This window comes from Niallia sp. RD1, from assembly GCF_024219955.1.
GTDB lineage: Bacteria > Bacillota > Bacilli > Bacillales > Cytobacillaceae > Niallia > Niallia alba.
Genome location: NZ_CP100420.1, coordinates 3,948,080 through 3,971,093, shown reverse-complemented (window position 1 = coordinate 3,971,093; position 23,014 = coordinate 3,948,080). Strand labels below are relative to the sequence as shown.

Sequence of the window (23,014 nt, the reverse complement as noted above, 5' to 3'; positions counted from 1 at the left end):
CCCCCTCAATTCATTCCATTGTCAATGCTTCATTTACGATTCTTGCTTGATCTTTTCGATGAACTATTGGATCCCCTTCAGCAGGACTAGACCTTCTTCTTCTGCCAACATACTGCAAGGAAATAGAACTTGAAATAAGTTTTCTAATTCTAGGTTCAATAAAACTCCACGCACCCATATTTTTTGGTTCTTCTTGAACCCAAACTATTTCTTTTAAATTTGGATAGCGTTTAACAATTTCCATAAGCCTTTCTTCTGGGAACGGATAAATTTCTTCTACTCTTGCAAGATGGATTGCCTCAGTATTTTCAAGCTTATGGTATGCTTGATATAAATCAATCGATATTTTACCTGTTGAAAGAACTAAACGTGTCACTTTCTCTTGTTTTTGCTCCGCTTTATCAACTTCCAAAATAGAATGGAAAGCACCTTCGCTGAATTCTAAACCGTTGGATGCAACATCGGCATTACGCAGCAAGCTCTTTGGTGTCATAATCACTAATGGTCGTACTTCTTCTTTATTAAGAATCGCTGCCTGTCTTCTTAAAATATGAAAGTATTGAGCAGATGATGATAAATTTGCGACAGTCCAGTTATTTTCAGCTGCTAAAATTAAGAATCGCTCTAATCTTGCACTTGAATGCTCTGGCCCCTGACCTTCGTAACCATGTGGAAGGAGCATAACTAGCCCAGATTTTTGACCCCATTTTGCTCGCCCAGCTGCAATAAATTGGTCAAACATGACTTGTGCAGCGTTAGCAAAATCGCCAAATTGCGCTTCCCATAACACAAGCGTTTCTGGTGCATGCACATTGTAACCGTACTCAAATCCTAATACTGAACCTTCTGACAATGGACTGTTATGAACAGCGAATGATGCTTTTGCTGTAGATAACGTGTGCAATGGAGAATACTGATTTCCTGTCACATAGTCATGTAGGATAATATTGCGATGGGCAAACGTCCCACGCTCTGAATCCTGACCTGAAAGGCGAATTGGAGTACCATCCACTAAGATAGTAGCATAAGCTAGTGTCTCGGCTAATGACCAGTCAATTTTCCCCTCTCCCTCTAAAGCGTCATTTCTTCTCTTTAAAACTTTTCCTAATTTATCAAAAATTTGAAATTGAGGTGGATAGGAAAGCAACTCTTCGTTAATTTGTTTCAATTGTTCAATTGGTACTGCTGTATTTATTTTTGGCAATTGTCTTTCCACAGAATTAGGTGGATTTGTTATAATTGGATCTTCATTTTTCTTTGGTACTCTATCATGTGCTTCTTTCAGCTTCTGAGTAACTTCTTCTTTTATTGCCTTTACTTCGTCTTCTTTTACTACATTTTCCGTTACTAGTTTATCCCCATATAACTTTGTAATAGTTGGGTGATTGTGGATCAACTTGTACATTAATGGATTGGTCGTCATCGGCTCATCCATTTCGTTATGTCCATACCTTCTATATCCAATTAAATCGATTAAAAAGTCCTTTTTAAAAGTTGCTCTGTATTCACATGCTAGTTTTGCAGCTTTAATACAAGCTTCCGGATCATCTGCATTGACATGAATAATTGGAATTTCAAATCCTTTTGCTAAATCACTTGCATATCTAGTAGATCTAGAATCACTAGATTCCGTTGTAAATCCAATTGTGTTATTAGCAATAATATGAATGGTTCCACCAGTTCGATACCCTTTTAATCCAGTTAAGTTTAATGTCTCGGATACGATACCTTGCCCTGGAAAAGCAGCATCCCCATGTATCAAAATTGCAAGAGACTTATTTGAATCCTCTTCTGGAAATCCAGGTTTCGTTCGATCATCTTGAGAAGCACGAGTAAAGCCTTCTACTACTGCACCAACGAATTCAAGATGACTTGGGTTATTTGCAAGCGTTAAGCGTACATTTGATACATTATTGGATTTAAGCTGTCTATCGAGACCTAAATGATACTTCACGTCTCCTGTCCATCCAAAGCTAATACCAATTGACCCTTCAGAAGGAACTAACTGCTTATTAGGAGCGTGCTGAAATTCAGCAAATATCATTTCATATGGCTTTTCTAAAACATGTGCTAAAACATTTAATCTCCCTCTATGTGCCATTCCAATATTAATATTTTGGGCACCTTTTAAGACCGTTTCCGAAATAATTTCATCTATCATCGGTACCATTGTATCGAGACCTTCAATCGAGAATCTCTTTTGCCCTACATACGTTCTATGTAAAAAACTTTCAAATTCTTCTACTTCTATCACTCTTTTTAAGAGTTTTTTCTTTAATTCTTTATGGCAAGCTGGTTTTAAGCTTCCTGATTCGACTTTTGCTTGTAGCCAATTTTTTTCTTTAATATCATTTACATGATAATATTCAAATGCGATTGTCTTCGTATAAATCTCCTTTAAATACTGGATTGCTTCAAAGCCATTTGTTATATGCTTAGGAGCATCTGGACAAATTAACGGTGCTGGTATTTTTTCTAAATCTTCTTTTGTTAAGTTAAAACGAGACAGCTCGAATAACTCATATTCCCTGTTATGATCGTTTAAAGGATAGATATCAGCCGCTAAATGCCCATAAGCTCTTATCTTATTCACTAATGTAACTGCTGCAATAATTTTTTCAACTTGAACTTCGGATTGTATAGATAAATGATTCGTGCTAGTTTGTTCTTGATTATCAATAGGCGGTCCCCATTGATCAAAATGCTTTTTCATTTCTTCATCAACTGAATTTGGATCTTGAACATATTGCTCATAAAGCTCCATTACAAGCCCTAAGTTCGGCCCATAGAACCTTGGTTGGTATGAGACTGTACCGTCAGATGGCTTCTCCATGAAAATTTCCCTCCACCACATTTAATATCATTTTTATCTTCCCTTTGTTATTGCACAATACACCTTATAGTGAAAAAACTTATTAAAACGTTTACATTTCTATTCTATCATGGTTTAATTACGTCTTCAAAAGTTTTACACATATTTATGGTAAAAAAATTAAAAATATTTTTTATCGCCCCTATCTTCAGAAAAAAAACAATCTTACTAGTTAATCTTATGCAATGAATATCATTACATGACAAAGGAAAAAGGAAGTTCACTCCTTGTTTTTCTCAAGAGTGGACCTTCCTTTTTTCCTTCTATAGGTTAAAACGAACAATTACTTTTGTCCCTTGTCCAGCCTTACTATTAATCTCGATCGTTCCTTTGTATAATCCGACAATTTTCTTCGCAATTGCTAAGCCAAGACCTGTTCCACCTTGCTCTCTACTCCTTGCTTTGTCTACGCGATAAAAACGATCGAATACTTTATCGATGTCTTCTTTTGGAATTCCGATTCCGTGGTCACTTATTTCTAGGACAAAATGATGGTCTGTTTCATGTGTATGAAGAAAAATATTTTTTTCATGTAAAGAATATTTAACTGCATTATCAAGTAAAATGGTGGTAATTTGTTGTAAATGTTGTTCAGACACTTTATAAAGATGCAAAGAATCTAACTTCATCTCAAAGTTGAAATCCTGATGCAGCATCATAAAATCATGAATAGTATGTTCCAAAATCCATTTTACCCTTTCAGGAGTTAAGTCAGGATCTACTCTATTTTGTTCTAATTTTGATAAATCTAATAAACTTATAATTAGCTTTTTCAATCTAGCAACTTCCTCAGTAGATGCTTGTAATGACTCATTTAGAATATCTTGGTTGTTTTTTCCCCATCTATTTAACATGGATAGATGTCCTTCTAGGACTGAAACCGGAGTTCTCAGCTCATGGGAAGCGTCTTCAATAAATTGTTTTTGCTGCTGAAAAGATTGTTCAATTACATCCATCATCTCATTAAAAATAATCGTTAAATCAGAGATTTCGTCTTTTTGCGGATAGACTGGCATCCTTTCCTTAAAACCACTACTTTTAATTTTTTTCATCGTTTTCGTCATAGAATTCATAGGTTTTAATAATAAATAGGAAATAAAATAACCAATCAATGCACTTATTATCAAAGCAGCCACTGCAAACATCGTCATTGCAAATTGTAAATGTTCTCGAACTTTATCCAAAGATTCAAGCGACCTAATAATCTCGACTCTTCCGTTAAATGTTGGAGCTCGTACTTCTTTACTGTAAACTAAAGAGTTCTGGTCACCGATTGAAATATAATGAAATTGCTCATCATTATACATTTGATTAGGCTCTATAATAGGGAAATCTCCATTCATATCGGAAAGAATGGCATGTCCATCCTCATCTAATACACGGATAAGCTGATTATTATTATTTAATTTTTCTAATAAAGAAACATTATCAGTAAGCTCTTCATCCGTGAAATCTTTATCTTGTACACTCAATTGCTGGACTACCTGCTCCATTGCTTGTTTTACATCGGTTTCTTCCTGATTTAATAACCAAGAAGAAACCGTATGAAATTCAAAAAATGAAAAAATAGAATAAGTTAAAAAAATGCAAAAGGATAATCCGAGTGTTAACTTCCACTTCCAAGGTAAAAGAGATATTTTTTTTATAAATTTCATCTCATCACATATCCTATTCCTCTGACCGTTTCGATATATACTTCTTGTCCAGTTGGATCAAGTTTATTTCTTAGATACCTGACATACACATCAATCACATTTGTTTCCACTTCAGATTCATAGCCCCAAATTTTTTCTAATAAGATATCTCTCGATAAGACAATATTAATATTCGTCATAAACATATAAAGTAAATCATACTCTCTTTTCGTTAAAGATAGAATCTCTTCACCTTTCTTGGCAATATGGGATTCTACTTCAAGTGTTATATCCTTATAAGTCAGCTTCGTCATTGTTTGATTGGAAGAATTTATTTGTGGATCTATTCGGCGAAATAAAGCACGTAATCTAGCAAGCAGCTCTTCGATTGCAAAAGGCTTAACTAAATAATCGTCAGCTCCACTATCTAGACCAGATACTCTGTCTAGAACACTATCACGTGCAGTTATCATTAATATAGGGGTATTTTTTGTTTGGCGGAGCCTTCTGCATACTTCCATTCCATTTAATTCAGGCAGCATTAAATCTAGTAAAATGATGTCCCAATCTTCCTCTAATGCTTTTTGTAAACCACTTCTACCATCTGAACAAACTTCTGTTTTATATCCTTCATACGTTAATTCTAATTCAATAAATCTCGATAGATTTTTTTCATCTTCAATAATCAAAATTTTTTTCATTATACCACGCTCTCTATTAAACATAGGCAGCGTTATAAGCGGTATGTTGAAATTTAATTTTAAAAAATTTCAACAAAACTGCTTTAACTTGCCTAAAGATATTGTTATTTTATCATGTTAGAAGCTTGATATACAAAATTTGTTCCTACTCTTTTGAAAACATTGAATCCATAATGGCATGTGCCATTTCTACAAATTGAAATCCGAATAAGGATGCAGCAGTTATAGAACTAAATACAATCATTGCGATGCGAAGAAAATGCATATTTCATCTCTCCTTTATTTTGAACTTTGGCTGTGGTATTAACTATATTTTTTAATAATACCCAATTCTTAGCCTATTTTAAGCAATTATTTTTCCTGTTAAGATAACAAGTTTAATTAGTTTTCCAATATGGTTAAGTGAATAAAACAAATAGTATACCTCCTATTCTAAAAAAGCATGAAAGTAACATTAAAATTTAATGAGAAGAAAAAATTGGGCATAAAATTTAAGAAATATACCCATTATAGAGATAGAACTCCTTTCGCTCTATAGACTAATATGGAAAAGCTCGGTTTAAGAAAAATATATTATTTTTAAGATAGGTTTGTTTAAATTGTTGCTTTTCATTATTATTCAAAATCGAGTAGAATGAGTATTTACTTAAAATGAATGGATTAAAATGGGGATTAGTTAGTTTAGGAGGACTTACATTGAATATTGGAAGAGCAATTGAAATTATGAATGCTGCGGATATTGTGGATGTTAGTTATCAAGGTGAAAAGATAATTATCCAGAATGTAGATGAAAAAACAAAAAAAGCAAGAATTTACACAAAAGCAAAGCCAGATTATGAGTTGGAAGTCGATGTCTATCAACTTATTGAAGAAATCTAAGTGTATATTCTTTTTATTTATAATAAGAAGAATATAGAATCTTTTCAGAAATAACAAAATAATTGTTGCCAACTGGTAAAATATATAGTAAATTAATATTCAATTACATAAGTAATTCTTATCAAGAGAGGTAGAGGGAATGGCCCGAAGAAACCTCAGCAACCTTCAGTATTCTATTACATACTGAAAAGGTGCTAATTCCATCAAGCATAAAGGCTTGAAAGATAAGAAGAATGACCATTAAATAATCAAAGTCTTCTTCTTATTAACGAAGAAGACTTTTTTCATGTCATTTTTCTTCTCTTCTTGATTTGTATGGATTACATAAATAAATTCACATTATGAGAATAGGAGAGTTATAGAATGTATAGTTTAGAGACAAAATTAGCACAAATTGGAAATCGAAGTGAAAAAACAACTGGAGCAGTAAACCCACCTGTTTATTTCTCAACTGCTTATCGTCATGCTGGAATTGGGGAATCAACTGGCTATGATTACACTCGTACTGGAAATCCCACTCGAGAAATTTTAGAAAAGGCAATTGCCGATTTAGAAGATGGAGATCGCGGCTTTGCATGTAGCTCCGGAATGGCTGCTATCCAAACAATTCTTTCGCTTTTCCAAAGCGGTGATGAATGGATTATTTCAAAGGATTTATATGGTGGTACCTATCGTTTGTTAGAACAAGGATATAAAAAATGGGGTCTTCGATGTACGTACGTTACTACCTCAGATACAGATACTTTACGTGCGGCAATTTCCCCTAATACAAAAGCAATCTTCCTTGAAACTCCTACTAATCCATTAATGGAACAAACGGATATTTCAGAAGTGGCTTCCATCGCTAAAGAACACGGTATTCTACTTATTGTAGATAATACTTTCTATACTCCAATCATTCAACAGCCTATTCGCTTAGGGGCTGATATTGTTATCCACAGTGCGACAAAATATTTAGGTGGACATAATGATGTTCTTGCCGGTCTTATCGTTGCTAAAGGAGAAGCATTATGTAATGAACTTGCTTTACATCATAATTCTGCGGGAGCTGTTTTAAGTCCCTTCGATTCTTGGTTATTAATGAGAGGCATGAAAACATTAGCATTAAGAATGGAAAAACATGAGGAAAATGCTAAAATTTTATGTTCCTTCCTTAAAGAACATGATGCTGTTGTTGATGTTCTCTATCCTGGTCGCGGTGGTATGATTTCCTTTAGAATTCAACATGAATCATGGGTAAATCCATTTTTACAAAATTTAACGTTAATCTCCTTTGCTGAAAGCTTGGGTGGTGTAGAGAGTTTTATCACATACCCTGCTACCCAAACCCATGCCGACATTCCATTAGAAGTTCGATTAGAGACTGGCGTTGATAACCGTTTATTACGTTTTTCTGTCGGCATTGAAAATGCAAATGATTTAATTAAAGATTTAGATAAAGCATTTTCCATTGCAAAGGGAATCGCTAAGGAGGTAACAATATGAGCACACCATATACATTTGAAACAAAATTACTACACAATAAGCATAAATTTGATCCGGAAACTGGAGCAGTTAGCGTGCCAATTCAGCACGCTTCTACCTTCCATCAAAAGGATATAGAAACGTTTGGAAAATACGATTATAGCAGAAGCTTAAATCCGACGAGAGAAGCTGTGGAAGAAGTCGTTGCAGAACTCGAAGAAGGCACACACGGCTTTGCCTTTTCTTCTGGAATGGCTGCTATCTCTACTGCTTTCCTATTATTATCACAAGGAGACCATGTCGTTATTTCGGAAGACGTTTATGGAGGAACGTACCGTATGGTCACAACGGTATTAAATCGCTTTGGTATTGACCATACATTTGTAGATATGACCAACTTAGCAGAAGTAGAAGCGGCTGTTTTGCCTAATACAAAAGTATTTTATGTTGAAACCCCTTCTAACCCATTATTAAAAGTAACCGATATTGAAGCAATAAGCTTACTCGCCAAAAAATACAATGCCTGGACCTTTGTAGACAATACTTTTTTAACACCCGCCTTACAAAAACCATTAACACTCGGTGCAGATGTAGTCCTACATAGTGCTACTAAATTCTTATCAGGCCATAGTGATGTTATTGCTGGAGTTGCGGTAGTTAAAGATGCAGACCTTGCCAAACAAATTGGCTATTTACAAAATTCTTTTGGTGCGGTTCTTGGCGTACAGGATTGTTGGTTATTGTTAAGAGGAATAAAGACATTGCACGTACGCATGAAGCATTCATGTGATGGCGCAAAAATCATTGCAGAACATTTACAGAACCATCCATGCATTAAGAAAGTTCATTACCCAGGTTTTGAAGACCATCCTCAATATGCGATTCAAAGAAAACAAGCGTTAAATGCAGGGGCTGTTTTTTCCTTTGAATTGCATTCAGAAGAGGCAATGCGCACATTTGTTGAAAATGTAAAACTTCCTGTATTTGCAGTTAGTCTTGGTGCTGTAGAGTCAATCCTTTCGTATCCTGCTAAAATGTCCCATGCTGCAATGGACCCTGCTGCAAGAGCAGAAAGAGGGATTACTGACTCCCTTCTTCGCCTATCAGTTGGATTGGAAAATCCACAAGATTTAATCAATGACTTTGATACAGCCCTAAAAAAGACGGCAGCGCTACATTATATTTAATGGAGGATTATGATGAGTTTTCTTGATAGACTAAAAAATGAAATTTTAATAGCCGACGGTGCGATGGGTACCCTCCTCTACTCCTATGGAAAGGACACATGCTTTGAAGCATTAAATCTTTCGCATCATGAACAAATTCAACATATTCATCAAGCATATATCCATGCAGGGGCAGATATTATTCAAACAAATACATATGCTGCCAACTATTTAAAACTACAAAGATATGGGCTTGAAGATAACGTAAAGGAAATAAACAGTGCTGCCGTTAAAATTGCCAAACAAGCAGCAACAACTAATAAGGTCAATATTTTAGGAACAATCGGCGGGAACAGAGGGATGAAGCCACAAGCTATTAGTTTGGAAGAACTAAAGAGAAGTTTTCGTGAACAGCTTTACTGTTTGTTACTAGAAGGGGTCGATGGGATTCTACTAGAAACATTTTATGATTTGGAAGAATTAGAAACGGTTCTACAAATTACTAAAAAAGAAACAGATCTTCCAGTCATTGCCCAAGTTTCGATTCATGAAATAGGCATTTTACAAAATCAATCCTCCCTTTCTTCTGCGTTTGATAGACTAGAAAATTTGGGAGCAGATGTGATTGGCCTAAATTGCAGATTAGGTCCCCATCATATGATTGCATCACTCGAACAGATACCATTACCAAAGCATGCCTATTTATCGGCCTATCCAAATGCTAGTTTGCCAACTTATATTGACGGAAAATTCGAATATAAAGATAATGCAGAATATTTCCGAAAATCTGCTGAAGAATTTAGAAAGCAAGGTGTTCGCCTTTTAGGAGGTTGCTGTGGGACAACGCCAGAACATATTAAAAATTTTGCGGAAGCATTAAAAGATGCTGTCCCTATTACTGAAAAAGCAATTCCATCTAATGCTAATGCACTACGAGTTGAATCTATTCTTCTTAACTCTCCTCCCCTTCGGGAATATACACCTTTGGAGGAGATTGCTAAAGAAAGAGCTTCTGTTATCGTAGAATTAGATCCACCAAGAAAATTAGACACAACACGCTTCTTTGAAGGCGCAAAAAAACTAAAAGAAGAAGGCATTGATGCTATTACACTTGCAGACAATAGCTTAGCGTCTGCTCGTATATCCAATACAGCTATTGGTACATTAGTAAAACAAAATATCGGTCTTCGTCCCCTCATTCATATTGCCTGTCGTGATCGCAACATGATTGGATTACAATCTCATTTAATGGGGTTGCACACACTGGGACTCCAAGATGTATTAGCAATAACAGGAGATCCAGCTCGAGTTGGAGATTTCCCTGGTGCATCTTCTGTTTATGACATGACTTCTTTTGATTTAATCTCGATGATTAAGCAATTAAATGAAGGACTCTCCTTTTCTGGAAAAAATCTAGGTCAAAAAACAGCTTTTTCTGTCTCTGCAGCCTTTAATCCAAATGTTCGGCAAGTAGATAAAGCAGTTAAAAGACTAGAGAAAAAAATAGAATGTGGTGCTGATTACATTATCACTCAGCCTATTTATTCAGAAGAAAAAATAATCGAATTATATGAAGCTACTAAGCATATCGACAAGCCTATTTATATTGGTTTAATGCCTTTAACAAGCAGCAATAATGCAGAATTTCTCCATAACGAAGTACCTGGAATAAAGATAGACGATTCGATTCGTCAAACAATGGCAAATTTAAAAGATAACCCAGAACAAGCAACACAAGAAGGTTTGAAAATTACAAAGGCGCTAATCGATACTGCAGCCACCTACTTCAATGGTATCTACTTAATAACACCATTTTTGCGATATGAGCTTTCAGTAGAATTGGCGCGCTATACGAAAATACGAACTGCAGCAACTAGGAGGACAACTAATGCCACAAACTTCATTAGCTGAAAAACTTAAACAAAAAATCCTAATAATGGACGGCGCAATGGGTACAATGCTCCAACGAGAAGATTTAACAGCAGACGATTTTGGAGGAGAAGAATTAGAAGGTTGTAATGAAAATCTTAATCTAACAAAACCAGATATTATTACGAAAATCCATGAAGCCTATCTTAAAGCCGGTGCAGATATTATTGAAACAAATACATTCGGTGCTACGAAGATTGTCCTAGATGAATACCATCTAGGGCATCTTGCTTACAAACTTAATGTTACGGCAGCAAAACTCGCCAAAGACGCGGTCAGAAAATATTCTACTCCTGAATGGCCAAGATTCATTGCTGGAGCAATGGGTCCGACAACGAAAACATTAAGTGTCACTGGTGGAGCCACATTCGAAGAGCTTATTGCTTCTTATGAAGAGCAAGCAATAGGATTAATCGATGGAGGTGTAGATCTCCTTCTTCTCGAAACTAGTCAGGATATGTTAAATGTAAAGGCGGGTTTCCTCGGAATTAAACAGGCGTTTGCAAAGACAGGTAAAGAACTTCCATTGATGATTTCTGGGACCATTGAACCGATGGGTACTACACTTGCGGGCCAGTCGATTGAAGCCTTTTATATTTCTGTTGAACATATGAATCCTATCGCAATCGGTTTAAACTGTGCAACTGGTCCCGAGTTTATGCAAGATCATATTCGTTCCCTGTCAGGCCTCTCTAAGTTTGCTGTTAGCTGCTATCCAAACGCTGGCTTACCAGATGAAGAAGGTCATTATCATGAGACGGCTTCCTCTCTTGCAAATAAATTAAGCGGTTTTGCTGAAGAGGGCTGGCTAAATATCGTCGGTGGTTGCTGTGGAACTACCCCTGAGCATATTCAAGCAATTGCAGAGAAAATGAAGGAAATTGCCCCTCGAACAGTCGCTGAAACCACCTATCATATGGTTTCAGGAATTGAGCCTTTTATATATGATGATCCTACATTAAGACCAATTATGGTTGGCGAACGTACGAATGTCATTGGTTCTCGGAAATTTAAACGATTAATACAAGAAGGAAAATACGAAGAAGCATCTGAAATTGCAAGAGCCCAAGTAAAAGGCGGAGCCCATGTTATCGATATATGTTTAGCTGATCCTGACAGAGATGAGCTACAGGACATGGAACATTTTATGAAAGAAGTTGTGAAAAAAGTAAAGGTTCCACTCGTCATTGACTCTACTGATGAAAAAGTAATCGAAAAAGCTCTCTCCTATTCGCAAGGGAAAGCAATCATCAACAGCATTAACCTAGAGGATGGCGAAGAAAGGTTGCAAGCAATTGCCCCTCTCATCCACAAATATGGAGCCTCGGTTGTTGTAGGAACGATTGATGAAGATGGTATGGGAGTTACCGCAGAAAAGAAGCTGCAAATCGCAAAACGATCCTATGATTTATTAACGAAGAAATATAAGATTAGTGGTCAAGATATTATTTTTGATCCGCTTGTGTTCCCTGTAGGTACTGGAGACGAGCAATACATTGGATCTGCTTTAGCAACAGTGGAAGGTATTAAACAAATTAAGGAAGCTTGTCCAGATGTTCAGACCATTCTTGGAATAAGTAATGTCTCTTTTGGTCTCCCTCCTGTCGGTCGTGAAATATTAAACAGTGTCTTTCTTTACCACTGTACACAAGCTGGATTAGACTATGCCATCGTTAATACAGAAAAGCTGGAAAGATTTGCGTCTATTAGTAAAGAAGAAATTGAATTAGCTGAAAAGCTATTATTTGAAACAACAGATGAAACGTTAGCTGTTTTTACGGATTTCTACCGGGGTAAGAAGAAAGAAAAAATAAATTCTCTTGAAAATTTAACCTTAGATGAACGATTAGCCTATTATGTCGTTGAAGGAACAAAAGAAGGATTACTTGATGATTTAGCAATCGCGCTCACCACTTACAGTGCGCCACTAGATATTATTAATGGTCCGTTAATGAATGGAATGAAGGAAGTTGGCCGTTTATTTAATGATAATCAATTAATCGTAGCAGAAGTTTTGCAAAGCGCAGAAGTAATGAAAACCGCCGTTTCCTTTTTAGAAGGCTACATGGATAAAAATGTTTCTTCATCCACAAAGGGAAAAGTTATCTTAGCAACCGTTAAAGGAGATGTTCATGATATTGGCAAAAATCTCGTCGACATCATTCTCTCAAACAACGGTTATGAAGTGATTGATCTAGGAATTAAGGTTCCGCCAGCAGAGTTAGTTTCCGCTATCAAAAAGGAACAGCCAAACATTGTCGGTTTATCAGGCCTCCTTGTTAAATCTGCACAACAGATGGTGTTAACAGCAGCAGATATGAAACAAGCTGGTATCGACGTCCCTATCTTAGTTGGTGGAGCAGCATTATCGAGAAAATTTACTGATACAAAAATCTCACGAGAATATGACGGACTGGTATTATACGCAAAAGATGCCATGAATGGTTTATCCCTTGCTAATCAGCTAACCAATCAAGAAGAATTCTCTTTGCTTAAACAAGAGCATGAAAAAAAGAAGCAAACTCTTTTAGCAATGCCGACAAAAGATTATGTAAAACCCGTTATCACAGGGATTAAAAGAAAAACAATTGATCCAAAAGCCCCTGTCTTTGTACCTCAGGATACAAAGAAGCATATAGTAACGAATTATACAATTGGGCATATCAAACCATATATTAATAAGCAAATGCTATTAGGTCACCATTTGGGGTTAAAAGGTAAAATTGACGTTTTATTAAAGCAGAAAGATGAAAAAGCGGTCCAATTAAACGATATGATTGAACAACTTTTATTAGAAGCAGAACAAAATAACTGGATACTGCCAAAAGCGGTTTATCGCTTCTACCCTGCTCAATCAGATGGCAATAAAATATATATATATGATCCAGACGATGTTTCTAAACGACTAGAAACTTTTGATTTTCCAAGACAAGAAAGAGAACCATATCTTTGTCTAGCAGACTATTTAAAACCTATAGATAGTGGTGTTATGGATTATGTTGCTTTTTTTGCAGTTACAGCAGGTACTGGAATCCGACAAGCAGCAGAACAATTAAAGCGTGATGGAAGATTTCTCGAATCACACGCCCTGCAATCACTTGCATTAGAAACAGCGGAGGGCCTTGCAGAATTTATTCATCGTCAGATTAGAGATAGATGGGGATTCCCTGATCCAACAAACTTTACTATGAAGGAACGCTTTGCAGCAAAATATCAAGGACAAAGATTTTCATTTGGGTACCCTGCTTGTCCTGAATTAGAAGATCAGAAAAAACTGTTTGGGTTACTTTCACCTGAAGATATTGGAATAATTTTGTCAGAAGAGTGTATGATGGAACCAGAAGCCTCTGTTTCTGCAATGGTATTTGCCCATCCGGATGCACGTTATTTTAATGTGTTATCTAGTTCTCTTAGTTAATAAAATTTAGTTCCATATTATTATAGTTAAAATGCAATCCAGCTGCTTTTATTCAGCTGGATTGTTTATTTAATTAGGTTGGGAAGTAAATTCAATGTTTTTGACTTTTAAATATTGCTTTCATTCCCTTGATGAACGCCAGTTTTCTTGCTTCTACTTTCAAATGCGGTTTTCATTCCTTTGATGAACGCCAGTTTTCTTGCTTCTACTTTCAAATGTGGCTTTCATCCCCTTGATGAACACCAGTTTTCTTGCTCCTACTTTCAAATGTGGTTTTCATTCCTTTGATGAACGCCAGTTTTCTTGCTTCTACTTTCAAATGTGGTTTTCATTCCTTTGATGAACGCCAGTTTTCTTGCTTCTACTTTCAAATGTGGTTTTCATTCCTTTGATGAACACCAGTTTTCGTGTTTCTACTTTTATCTTTTAGCAAAACTGTATATTCTCTTTCATTCTCTATGCTTAGTAAAATACTTATAATTGGTGTCCAACAATAAATTTATACAAATCTATTTATATTTCCAATATTATGATAAACTTACAATTAATTATTTCAAAGAATCGAAAGAAGGTTGTATACATGATTCGTGAACTTACAGAAAAAGATCATGCTAATGTGATGAAATTTTTACTACAAGACCCTTCCATTAACCTTTTTATCATTGGAGATATTGAAGCATTTGGTTATCAGTCTACATTTCAAAAGTTTTGGGGAGAATTTCATGATGGGGACATAAAAGCTGTACTACTTAAGTATTTTGAAAGCTATATTTTTTACTGCAAGGATAAAAATCATTTTGATTCAGAGGCTTTTGCAGCGATAATGCAGTCAAATACTAATCCAGTAACGTTATCAGGGAAAGCAGACCTAGTTGAAAAATTTGAAAAACTTCCTAATCTGACGTTAGGGAAGAAACGAGTAACTTATTTCGCTCAATGCGAAACAAAAAGAGAAATACAACTAACGGAAACAATTAATAAAGCTACTATTGCTGATATTGACAGAATTGTTGTATTACAACATTCTATTGATGAATTTAACACAACAGTTGAAACAAAAAATATGCTAAAAAAAGCAATTGAATCAAAAACAGGTCGAACTTATTTTCTTGAAAATAATCAAGGTGACATTATTTCAACTGTCTCTACTACTGCAGAAAATTCCCAATCAGCTATGATTGTCGGTGTATGTACGCATAAAGATTATCGGAATCAAGGTTTAGCAAGTAAACTAATGACAGCCCTAGTTAATGATGTATTAGACGAAAAACAATATGTTTGCTTGTTTTATGATAATCCTGCTGCTGGTAAAATTTATAAGAATGTTGGGTTCATGGATATGGGATTATGGACAATGTATCGTTAATTATTTTTTCTGCGTCATGAAAACTAAAAAAGCATATCAATTTTCATTGATATGCTTCCGCCTTCTCGCTTACTTAAGCAACAATTCTAAATCAGTAAATAGCGCTACAATTTTCTGCAATTGTCTCCATTCTTTTGATTGCAAATTTGCTAAATCAACCGTATAGGTAGAGTTAACCGTAACCAATCTAGCGGTACATTTAACAGAATCTATTCCTAGTAGCTCATCTTCCCAATTCCAAATTTTCAATCGGTATAAGTCCATCTTTAAGATATCATATTCTTCTGGCTCCATTTTATTAAAAACTGGCGGAATGACAATCGGAAATTGACTCCATTCTTGAATTAAATAATTTCGAAGATCAAAATCGATATGAATACTAAAAGAATGCTCTTGATTTACCTTATATTCCACAATTAGCTTCGTAATTTCTTTATCTGGATGAATTGATACTAAATCATCATAAACCTCGAATAAGTCTTTTTTCCGAGAAAGGACAGACTTTATGGAGGACATTGAAATAGGTGTGTCTTCCTCTCCTAAAAAACTATTTAATTCATTATAAATAGTGGAAAGGCTTGTTGGTCCTTTTTGTTGTAAAACATCAATTATTTTTTCATATAATGTGCTCATCTGTATTTCCTCCACTATCTTAATCGACGTATTGATGACTGCTTGTCCCTTTATGATATAGCATATTCCAAAGATATTCCATAGCTAGTTTTTTTGAAAGGAATAGCACCGGTACTTTATAACAAAAAGATCATTAAGATAATTGTTCTTTTTGTCCTCCCGTTAAACGGAGCATTTCCTCAAAAATAAAAGCACTCATTTTTTTATAGCCTTCTGAATTTAAATGAATTCCATCGTCACTAATAAAATCAGAAACATCTCCAGCCTTGTTAAGTGCTGAGCGAACATCAATACTAGGAAGATTTAATTGGTCAATTAATTTATTCAAATGTAAATTGTATAGACTATGCCAATGTTCAATTCCTCCACAACAACTAATCCAATGACTAATCGTGGTTCCATATCTATCTGCAATAAATTTATAATATCTAACAGGATCAAGTGGTGGTAAAGTTAACAAAATCGGCGTGATATTTGATTGCTTCATTTTTGTTACCATCTGACCGATGTTTTCGATATATTGACTAATTGGCACAATTGGGTCATGGTTTTTATCAGGATTCTCAGCTACTTCCTGCCATTTAAAATTGCAATCATTTCCACCTACATTTAACAAGACATAATTCGGCTTCTCAGAAAGAACATCCTTTTCCAATCGCTTTATTAACAAATCAGAATTATCATTAAATACACCTTTATTTAAGACAATTGTATCCTCTGGATTATTTACTGAAAATAATTTTTCAAGAAAAGCGGGATAATTGTCTTTGATAATTCTTACCCTACCTTTTACAAATGAGACACCTCTTGTTAAGCTATCTCCAAAACAAATAATTTTCATTTAACATCCCTACTTTTTTTCATTCAATTACTATACTTTATTATAACAGAAAAAAGGTTGTGCGAGAAAACTTCTGATTGTAACAAAATATCCACAATAATAGTTTCTCCCCCATTATTCTACATAAAATAAGAAGGCTGTCTCCCAGAATTTTGGAAAACAGCCAATTTAGTATGTCTTTATGAATTTTGTCTATCAAGAACGATATCTTCTTCCTTCTCTCCTTCAGGAGAAGCTTGGTTTGATGTACGTAGTGGAATTTCCTTTAAGAAAAACACTAATAAAAAGGCAACAACTAATACGATCGTTCCAGTTAAGAATACAGTTGATAATGTATCACCTAACGCATCTCTAATTCCCTGAATCATTTGCGCAAATATCGGTTGAACATCTGCTGGAAGGTTTGCTTCTGTTTGTTCAAGTAATGGTTTATTCATTAAAGCTTGTGGATTGGCAAAACCAACGATTTGCTCTGTCACTTTTGGATCCAATGTTGCCAAATCCTTCACCACAGGCGAATTTTGCATCGTGTCTTGTAAGTTTGTTTTTAAATTGTTAGCCATAACCGTTCCCATCACGGCAATACCAATTGTACCACCTAAGTTACGGAATAACTGAGTAGAAGCCGTTACTACTCCCAACTCTTTATGAGAAACCGCATTTTGTGTAGCAATTGAAAATACTGGCATACCAATACCAAGACCTAATCCAAAGACAATCATACTTAAAATCGCCATAGGAACACTGTTCATAAAGATCATAATTGCCATACCAGCAATCATAGTTGGTACTCCAATTAATGCAAAGCGTTTATATTTCCCAGTTTTTGAAATTAACTGACCAATAATTGTACTGGAGATAACCATAACGATGGACATTGGCATCGTTACATAACCAGCGTAAGTAGGTGAAATACCTAGTACACCTTGAACAAAGAAAGATAGATATATCATAGCCCCCATCATTCCAAAGTTCATAATAAAACCAATAAGATTAGAAACTGTCACGATATTATTTTTAAAAAGATGTAAAGGTAATATTGGATTTTTCGCTTTCTTTTCTACAAAAACAAAGACAAAGGCGAAAACAATACTAGTAGCAATTAAGCCTAAAATTTGTGCAGAACCCCATGCATACTCTGTTCCTGCCCATGAGAAAGCTAATAATAGTGGAACAATAGCAACCGTCATAAATAAGGATCCTAAATAGTCAATACTTTGTTTTCCAGTTCCCTCTACTTTAGGGAATAATACCGTAATCATACCAAAAGCAATAATACCGATTGGTAAGAAGATCCAGAATAACCAATGCCAATCTAGATGATCAACTAAATATCCCCCTAGAAGAGGCCCAAGTACGCTGGAGAAGCCAAATACGGCTGTTAATAAGCCCATCCATTTACCACGTTCTCGTGGCGGAAATAAATCTCCAACTGCTGTAAAGGCAGAAGATTGAATAATACCAGCACCAATCCCCTGGATACCACGATATGCAATAAATTGGAATACATCATTGGAAGTACCTGTTAAGAAAGCACCAACCATAAATAATAAGATTCCGATTAATAAGAAAGGCTTACGTCCATACATATCAGACAGCTTTCCAACTAGGACAGTAGCTATTGTAGATGTAAGCATGTAAATATTTATTGTCCATGTATAATAGTCCATGCCATCTAAAATGGAAATAATTTTTGGCATTGCAGTACTAACAATTGTTTGGTTAATCGCTGCAAAAAACATCGCTGCCATAATGGCAATCATAATTGATAATTTTTTCTTTTGTGTTAAATGTTCCATTGCATTCTCTCTTTTCTTTATGAAATTGTTAAAAGTTCTCGTTTAATAATGTAAAGATTCGTTTCAAGTGTTGAATATCTTCTTCTGTCAGTTTGCGAAAATGTTCTTTCATTTTATTCTGCTGCTCTTTTTTCATATTATTTACTATATTTCTTCCCTTTTCTGTAATGGTAATATTAACTACCCTGCGATCTGATTGAGATCGCACTTTTGTTATATAGTCATCGGCAAGTAATTGATCTGTAATACTAGTTACAGCAGCATTTGTAATGTGCACGCTTTTGGCAAGATCGGAAACATTTTGAGCTCCTTCTTTATCAAGATGAAAGAGCAATTTATATTGAGTAATATTTAAATCATTGCTATTTTTGTTAAATTCACTTGTGATATTTTTGATAAATGTGCCAAACATTGCTGCAACTTCAAAAAGCTCTTCGCCATTCCGCACTTATCCCCCATCCTTTCCTAAACATTTTACTAATTAATATTTAAGTAGTTAACTATTAAGCACTTAATAATATAGAACTAAATTAATTACATGTCAATCATTATTTTTCGTTCCTGTATAATTTTATTATTTCGAGTAGATTGAAAACTATTTTGTGAATTATATTATATTTTGTCATAAAATAAATGCCAATTATTAATAAATTTATATTATAAGCCTGTCATGTTTTAAAAATGTCATATATAGATATTTTTATATTATAATTCGTCATTTATTATTTAAGACAAATTTCTTTATCTAATACCAGTTCATATTTCCCACCTAAACTACTACGTGTGAATATTGCGGTTGAATTGAGCCACTTATGCTGAGTTTTGAGCCAGTAAGTGCATAAAAAGAACCACAATCTGCGAAACACAGAGCCACAGCGTAGCTGCTTGCCATTGGTTGTAGCGCCCGATTCTTTGTAGACACTGGAAGGGGACGGGGCCCCGACAGTGAATGCTTAGAATCGATTTGTCCGTGTTATCCTATTTAAGCAGGTGTGCCTCTTAGCCATTATTTATACAACGCCTGCGATAGTTCCACTACACGGACAAAAGTTAAGTCAATGGTGGCGGACTACCGAATTTGCACTACCTTAGGTAAGTATAGTGGTCTTTTTGATAGTGGATCTCTTACTCGCATTTCCTGGCTCTATTTTCCGCAAACGGTGGCTCAAAACTCCGCACTGCTGGCTCATTCTATCCGCAATACTCAACGTGAGTAGATATACTCATTTTCACTTATTTATCCAAACAGCAATTAAATCATACAATACATCTAGACAATTAGATGAAATATGTGTTCATAATTATAAGATATAAAAAGCTCCCACTAAATTAAATAATTAGTGGGAGCTCAAGCTGTCGAGAAAGTCTCGACAGCTGTGGTTACATCAAAGGAATAACAATATCAAATCATTAAATTTATTCTGTTATAATCTCAATATCCTCATGCGTAGGTTCTTCATTTGTATACGCAATCCAATATGTATATTCCTTTAAAATGTCATCCGTAACATGTTCTACATATGTTACCTTTTTAGCAGACTCTCCTAATACTTTTACCTCTTTTACATTAATATTATCCAAGGACAATTGAATTGTAACAGAAGGTCCATCTTCTCTTCCAAAAATCATAGATTTATCTACTGAGTTAGTACGATCACCAGGACCCGCTACCCATTTTAATTTTCCATTCTCATTTTTCAAAATAACTAAATCAGGATAATTAGCGCTACCTTGACTGTTTTGGAAAATTGCATAGATGTAATTTTCTTTTATATCATAATCAATAATTTTTTTATTCTTTAGTTTATTTTCTGACATAACATTAGTGATTTGTTCTTCGAGTGACACACTTTTTTCAGAAGTAACTGGTTGTGTATCAGATTTTTTTCCTTCATTAGAACACCCTACTAGAACAAATATAGTAACAAATAACGTAAATATCTTTTTCATTTGTTCATCACTCCTACAGTTATTTATTACGAAAATCTTAATAAAAGGTTTCATTAAATACACACAAAGCTAATCTAAGCTATTAAATTTTAAAATTACATTCGAAAGAAAATGTTTTGTATCGCTTTTTTCATTTCTAGACATCATTAGAATAACTTATTAGTACCATACATAAGAACTAATCCATGGTTCTACTGTCGTTGATGAAGCAGTGCCAACAGTCGTAGGATATTTCATTATATAGAAAGTTTTAAGCCTAAAACCAGGGTTCATTCTCCCGTACTTACCTAATTTTTTGACCCATTTAGGATTGTATTGACTAACAATTACATCTAAGCATTTACTACATTGCCACGCAAACCCATCCTTAATAATAATTTTCCCATCCTTATATAATTCACCAGCTGCATGAGAAGTCATAGTATGTTTTCCACCTTCAGGACAAGGGACATAAAGGATTCCTATTTCACCATTTAATTCATTATTACTTTCTGTTAATGTTTCAACAGTTTGCAAGTTAGCATTAACATCATGAGAATGACCATCATGATCATGACCATTTTCACTTGCCTGAGAACTAATAGGAAGACCAAATAAAACTAAAGTTAAAACAAATGAAACTAATAAACTTTTCTTCAAAATGTTTTTCCCCTCTCTTTTTTTTTCATCTGAAAATACATAATATTTCCAATATTAATTCTACCACAAACAAAAACGAAATTCCAATTTTTTCAATAAATCTTCAAGTAAAATAACAGCACCCTTAATGGGTGCTCAGGCTGTCGAGAAACTCTCGACAGTCTTTATTTTATGCTTTCACTTCACTAATTCACCGCGTTAATATAATATAGTTAATATTACTAGGATGGTGGATGGTATGTTCAAACCGAAAAAAGAATCACAAAATGAAGCTGAATTTGTTTTTATTGAGGACTTGGTCCCGGAGAATCATCTTCTAAGAAAGGTTGATAAGTACATTGATTTTTCTTTTATTGGGGAGAAAGTCCGTCCCTTCTATTCAGAGAAAAACGGGCGTCCTTCGGATCCAATTAAGCTTATTAAGAATAGAAATCATTCACGCGACCGTTCTAAAGGAATTGAGGAGATAAAACAAAGCGTCATTTCTAGTTTTGAAAAGCAGGAAGATGCAAGAGCCTATATAGATGAAATTTGTCAAATCTATACTCGTTATCGACGCGATCAACTAGCTATTCTTTTATCTGTCATAAAAAGCGATCCAGAATGGATTAATCAGGCACTTCAAAAATGTATCTACGAAAAACTTTATAGCGCCAATGATTTCCGCGATGTGGTTAATTATTTAAGTAAGTCAAATACAGAATCTATTTCCGCAATTTATAAGAGTAATATTGTGCCAACTTCTAAAACAAAAATTAAAGTAACAACACGCTCTATAAGTACATATACAAGCATTTTGGAGGGTGTATCCAATGAATAAAACCGTCAAGGAGTTACAAGACTACTTTCGCCAACTAAGATTAGCTGAAACTGCAGAGGAACTTCCTCAACTCCTTCGTGAAGCAGAAAAAGCATCATGGACTTATTTAGAATGTAAGCGACAAATACTCCACACCTTCTAATAATTGCCGTGTTTTGTGATAATCACATTAACATCAATTGTTAGGAGGTTTTTTATGTCAGTAGATGAACGTAAACAAATGTGGCAAGATCGCATCAATGCTTACAGATCTAGTCGAGTACCAAGTGTCAAAGCTTGGTGTAAACAAAATCAAGTAGGTGTTCAAAGTATGTATAGCTGGATGAAAAGATTGAAAACTGAGGCGACTCACGTCGCTTATCCTCTTAAGCAATGGGTTGCCATTGATTCATCCAACTTAATTGAAGATACAGCTACTTTAACGGTTAAGGTAGGCGATGTTTCAATTGAAATTAAAGAAGGCTTCAGCCATTCACTTTTAAATGAAGTACTTCAGGTTCTTCAATCCCATGTTAAGTAAAACACCTATTCAACGAGTCTATTTAGCGATGGGTGCAACAGATTTGAGAAAGTCCATTGATGGTTTGGCAGCGATTGTACAAATGAGTTTCCAACTGGATCCTTTCTCTTCCAATCTATTTGTGTTCTGTAATCGGAAACGAGATAAACTAAAGATCCTTCATTGGGATCATAATGGGTTTTGGTTATATTATCGCCGACTGGAAAATGGCGTTTTTCAATGGCCAGATGGACAAACTACTAAGCCGCTATCGATCAGTCCTCGTCAATTCAACCGGTTGCTGGATGGACTTCCACTTGAACAAAAACAAGCTCATCCAAAAATGAGTGCAAAAGTTATCATTTAGAGAGAATTGACCAACTATGTCACCTCTCTTTATGGTA

General features: G+C 35.0%; 17 protein-coding genes, 2 pseudogenes and 1 riboswitch. Of the genes and pseudogenes, 10 read left to right on the top strand and 9 right to left on the bottom strand.

From position 1 onward, the window contains the following. Nucleotides 1-10: 10 nt before the first annotated feature. From NKG37_RS18935 to NKG37_RS18925, 3 genes are all read right to left on the bottom strand, one after another. Nucleotides 11-2,833, bottom strand: a complete 2,823-nt coding sequence (locus tag NKG37_RS18935) for a 2-oxoglutarate dehydrogenase E1 component (protein ID WP_169188570.1) — start codon at nt 2,831-2,833, stop codon at nt 11-13. Between the two features lie 302 nt (nt 2,834-3,135). Next, complete coding sequence (locus tag NKG37_RS18930; protein WP_169188569.1) at nt 3,136-4,527, bottom strand: HAMP domain-containing sensor histidine kinase; 1,392 nt, start codon at nt 4,525-4,527, stop codon at nt 3,136-3,138. Beyond that, nucleotides 4,524-5,207, bottom strand: a complete 684-nt coding sequence (locus NKG37_RS18925; RefSeq protein ID WP_169188568.1) for a response regulator transcription factor — start codon at nt 5,205-5,207, stop codon at nt 4,524-4,526. Before NKG37_RS18925 ends, NKG37_RS18930 begins: the two co-directional genes overlap by 4 nt. A gap of 696 nt (nt 5,208-5,903) precedes the next feature. On the opposite strand from NKG37_RS18925, the gene NKG37_RS18920 reads away from it, so the two are divergent. From NKG37_RS18920 to NKG37_RS18895, 6 genes are all read left to right on the top strand, one after another. Beyond that, complete coding sequence (locus NKG37_RS18920; RefSeq protein WP_040343659.1) at nt 5,904-6,086, top strand: H-type small acid-soluble spore protein; 183 nt, start codon at nt 5,904-5,906, stop codon at nt 6,084-6,086. 115 nt (nt 6,087-6,201) lie between these two features. Next, nucleotides 6,202-6,317, top strand: a riboswitch (SAM riboswitch). 132 nt (nt 6,318-6,449) lie between these two features. After that, nucleotides 6,450-7,571 carry a methionine biosynthesis PLP-dependent protein gene (locus NKG37_RS18915; protein ID WP_016203765.1) on the top strand — a complete coding sequence of 374 codons (1,122 nt, stop codon included), beginning with the start codon at nt 6,450-6,452 and terminating at the stop codon, nt 7,569-7,571. Further along, nucleotides 7,568-8,737 (top strand): cystathionine beta-lyase, encoded by a 1,170-nt coding sequence (gene metC, locus NKG37_RS18910; RefSeq protein WP_016203764.1) that lies wholly within the window; start codon nt 7,568-7,570, stop codon nt 8,735-8,737. Before NKG37_RS18915 ends, metC begins: the two co-directional genes overlap by 4 nt. Nucleotides 8,738-8,749: 12 nt before the next feature. Then, nucleotides 8,750-10,627 (top strand): bifunctional homocysteine S-methyltransferase/methylenetetrahydrofolate reductase, encoded by a 1,878-nt coding sequence (locus NKG37_RS18905; RefSeq protein WP_254415109.1) that lies wholly within the window; start codon nt 8,750-8,752, stop codon nt 10,625-10,627. Further along, nucleotides 10,605-14,063 carry a methionine synthase gene (metH, locus tag NKG37_RS18900; RefSeq protein WP_254415108.1) on the top strand — a complete coding sequence of 1,153 codons (3,459 nt, stop codon included), beginning with the start codon at nt 10,605-10,607 and terminating at the stop codon, nt 14,061-14,063. Before NKG37_RS18905 ends, metH begins: the two co-directional genes overlap by 23 nt. A 580-nt stretch (nt 14,064-14,643) precedes the next feature. Continuing rightward, nucleotides 14,644-15,429 (top strand): GNAT family N-acetyltransferase, encoded by a 786-nt coding sequence (locus tag NKG37_RS18895; RefSeq protein WP_254415107.1) that lies wholly within the window; start codon nt 14,644-14,646, stop codon nt 15,427-15,429. 69 nt (nt 15,430-15,498) lie between these two features. Here the strand turns inward: NKG37_RS18895 and NKG37_RS18890 are convergent, their stop codons facing one another. The 6 genes from NKG37_RS18890 to NKG37_RS18865 all read right to left on the bottom strand — a co-directional run bounded on the left by NKG37_RS18890 (nt 15,499) and on the right by NKG37_RS18865 (nt 21,291). Then, nucleotides 15,499-16,062: a hypothetical protein gene (locus tag NKG37_RS18890; RefSeq protein WP_016203759.1), complete on the bottom strand. Its 564-nt coding sequence runs from the start codon at nt 16,060-16,062 to the stop codon at nt 15,499-15,501. Between the two features lie 133 nt (nt 16,063-16,195). Continuing rightward, nucleotides 16,196-16,903 (bottom strand): SGNH/GDSL hydrolase family protein, encoded by a 708-nt coding sequence (locus NKG37_RS18885; RefSeq protein ID WP_016203758.1) that lies wholly within the window; start codon nt 16,901-16,903, stop codon nt 16,196-16,198. 179 nt (nt 16,904-17,082) lie between these two features. After that, a complete protein-coding gene (locus tag NKG37_RS18880) occupies nt 17,083-18,702 on the bottom strand; it encodes an MDR family MFS transporter (protein ID WP_224427933.1) in 1,620 nt (539 codons plus the stop codon). A gap of 28 nt (nt 18,703-18,730) precedes the next feature. Further along, complete coding sequence (locus tag NKG37_RS18875) at nt 18,731-19,150, bottom strand: MarR family winged helix-turn-helix transcriptional regulator (protein ID WP_016203756.1); 420 nt, start codon at nt 19,148-19,150, stop codon at nt 18,731-18,733. 968 nt (nt 19,151-20,118) lie between these two features. Then, a complete protein-coding gene (locus tag NKG37_RS18870; RefSeq protein ID WP_016203755.1) occupies nt 20,119-20,652 on the bottom strand; it encodes a hypothetical protein in 534 nt (177 codons plus the stop codon). 159 nt (nt 20,653-20,811) lie between these two features. Beyond that, nucleotides 20,812-21,291 carry a hypothetical protein gene (locus tag NKG37_RS18865; protein WP_254415106.1) on the bottom strand — a complete coding sequence of 160 codons (480 nt, stop codon included), beginning with the start codon at nt 21,289-21,291 and terminating at the stop codon, nt 20,812-20,814. A gap of 238 nt (nt 21,292-21,529) precedes the next feature. On the opposite strand from NKG37_RS18865, the pseudogene NKG37_RS18860 reads away from it, so the two are divergent. The 4 genes and pseudogenes from NKG37_RS18860 to tnpB form a co-directional block, all read left to right on the top strand. Continuing rightward, nucleotides 21,530-21,715, top strand: a pseudogene (locus NKG37_RS18860) (IS5/IS1182 family transposase); the annotation flags it as partial. A gap of 388 nt (nt 21,716-22,103) precedes the next feature. Then, nucleotides 22,104-22,223: pseudogene (locus NKG37_RS18855) on the top strand (ATP-binding protein); the annotation flags it as partial. Between the two features lie 84 nt (nt 22,224-22,307). Beyond that, on the top strand, nt 22,308-22,631 hold the full coding sequence (locus NKG37_RS18850; protein ID WP_101729549.1) for an IS66 family insertion sequence element accessory protein TnpA: 324 nt from the start codon (nt 22,308-22,310) through the stop codon (nt 22,629-22,631). After that, complete coding sequence (tnpB, locus tag NKG37_RS18845) at nt 22,621-22,977, top strand: IS66 family insertion sequence element accessory protein TnpB (protein WP_254415105.1); 357 nt, start codon at nt 22,621-22,623, stop codon at nt 22,975-22,977. Before NKG37_RS18850 ends, tnpB begins: the two co-directional genes overlap by 11 nt. The last annotated feature ends 37 nt before the right edge of the window (nt 22,978-23,014 follow it).

Excerpts from the sequence above, each read along its gene's own strand:
- NKG37_RS18935 (WP_169188570.1), bottom strand. The coding sequence starts at position 2,833 with ATGGAGAAGCCATCTGACGGTACAGTCTCATACCAACCAAGGTTCTAT.
- NKG37_RS18930 (WP_169188569.1), bottom strand. The coding sequence starts at position 4,527 with ATGAAATTTATAAAAAAAATATCTCTTTTACCTTGGAAGTGGAAGTTA.
- NKG37_RS18925 (WP_169188568.1), bottom strand. The coding sequence starts at position 5,207 with ATGAAAAAAATTTTGATTATTGAAGATGAAAAAAATCTATCGAGATTT.
- NKG37_RS18915 (WP_016203765.1), top strand. The coding sequence starts at position 6,450 with ATGTATAGTTTAGAGACAAAATTAGCACAAATTGGAAATCGAAGTGAA.
- metC (WP_016203764.1), top strand. The coding sequence starts at position 7,568 with ATGAGCACACCATATACATTTGAAACAAAATTACTACACAATAAGCAT.
- NKG37_RS18905 (WP_254415109.1), top strand. The coding sequence starts at position 8,750 with ATGAGTTTTCTTGATAGACTAAAAAATGAAATTTTAATAGCCGACGGT.
- metH (WP_254415108.1), top strand. The coding sequence starts at position 10,605 with ATGCCACAAACTTCATTAGCTGAAAAACTTAAACAAAAAATCCTAATA.
- NKG37_RS18895 (WP_254415107.1), top strand. The coding sequence starts at position 14,644 with ATGATTCGTGAACTTACAGAAAAAGATCATGCTAATGTGATGAAATTT.
- NKG37_RS18890 (WP_016203759.1), bottom strand. The coding sequence starts at position 16,062 with ATGAGCACATTATATGAAAAAATAATTGATGTTTTACAACAAAAAGGA.
- NKG37_RS18885 (WP_016203758.1), bottom strand. The coding sequence starts at position 16,903 with ATGAAAATTATTTGTTTTGGAGATAGCTTAACAAGAGGTGTCTCATTT.
- NKG37_RS18880 (WP_224427933.1), bottom strand. The coding sequence starts at position 18,702 with ATGGAACATTTAACACAAAAGAAAAAATTATCAATTATGATTGCCATT.
- NKG37_RS18870 (WP_016203755.1), bottom strand. The coding sequence starts at position 20,652 with ATGAAAAAGATATTTACGTTATTTGTTACTATATTTGTTCTAGTAGGG.
- NKG37_RS18850 (WP_101729549.1), top strand. The coding sequence starts at position 22,308 with ATGTCAGTAGATGAACGTAAACAAATGTGGCAAGATCGCATCAATGCT.
- tnpB (WP_254415105.1), top strand. The coding sequence starts at position 22,621 with ATGTTAAGTAAAACACCTATTCAACGAGTCTATTTAGCGATGGGTGCA.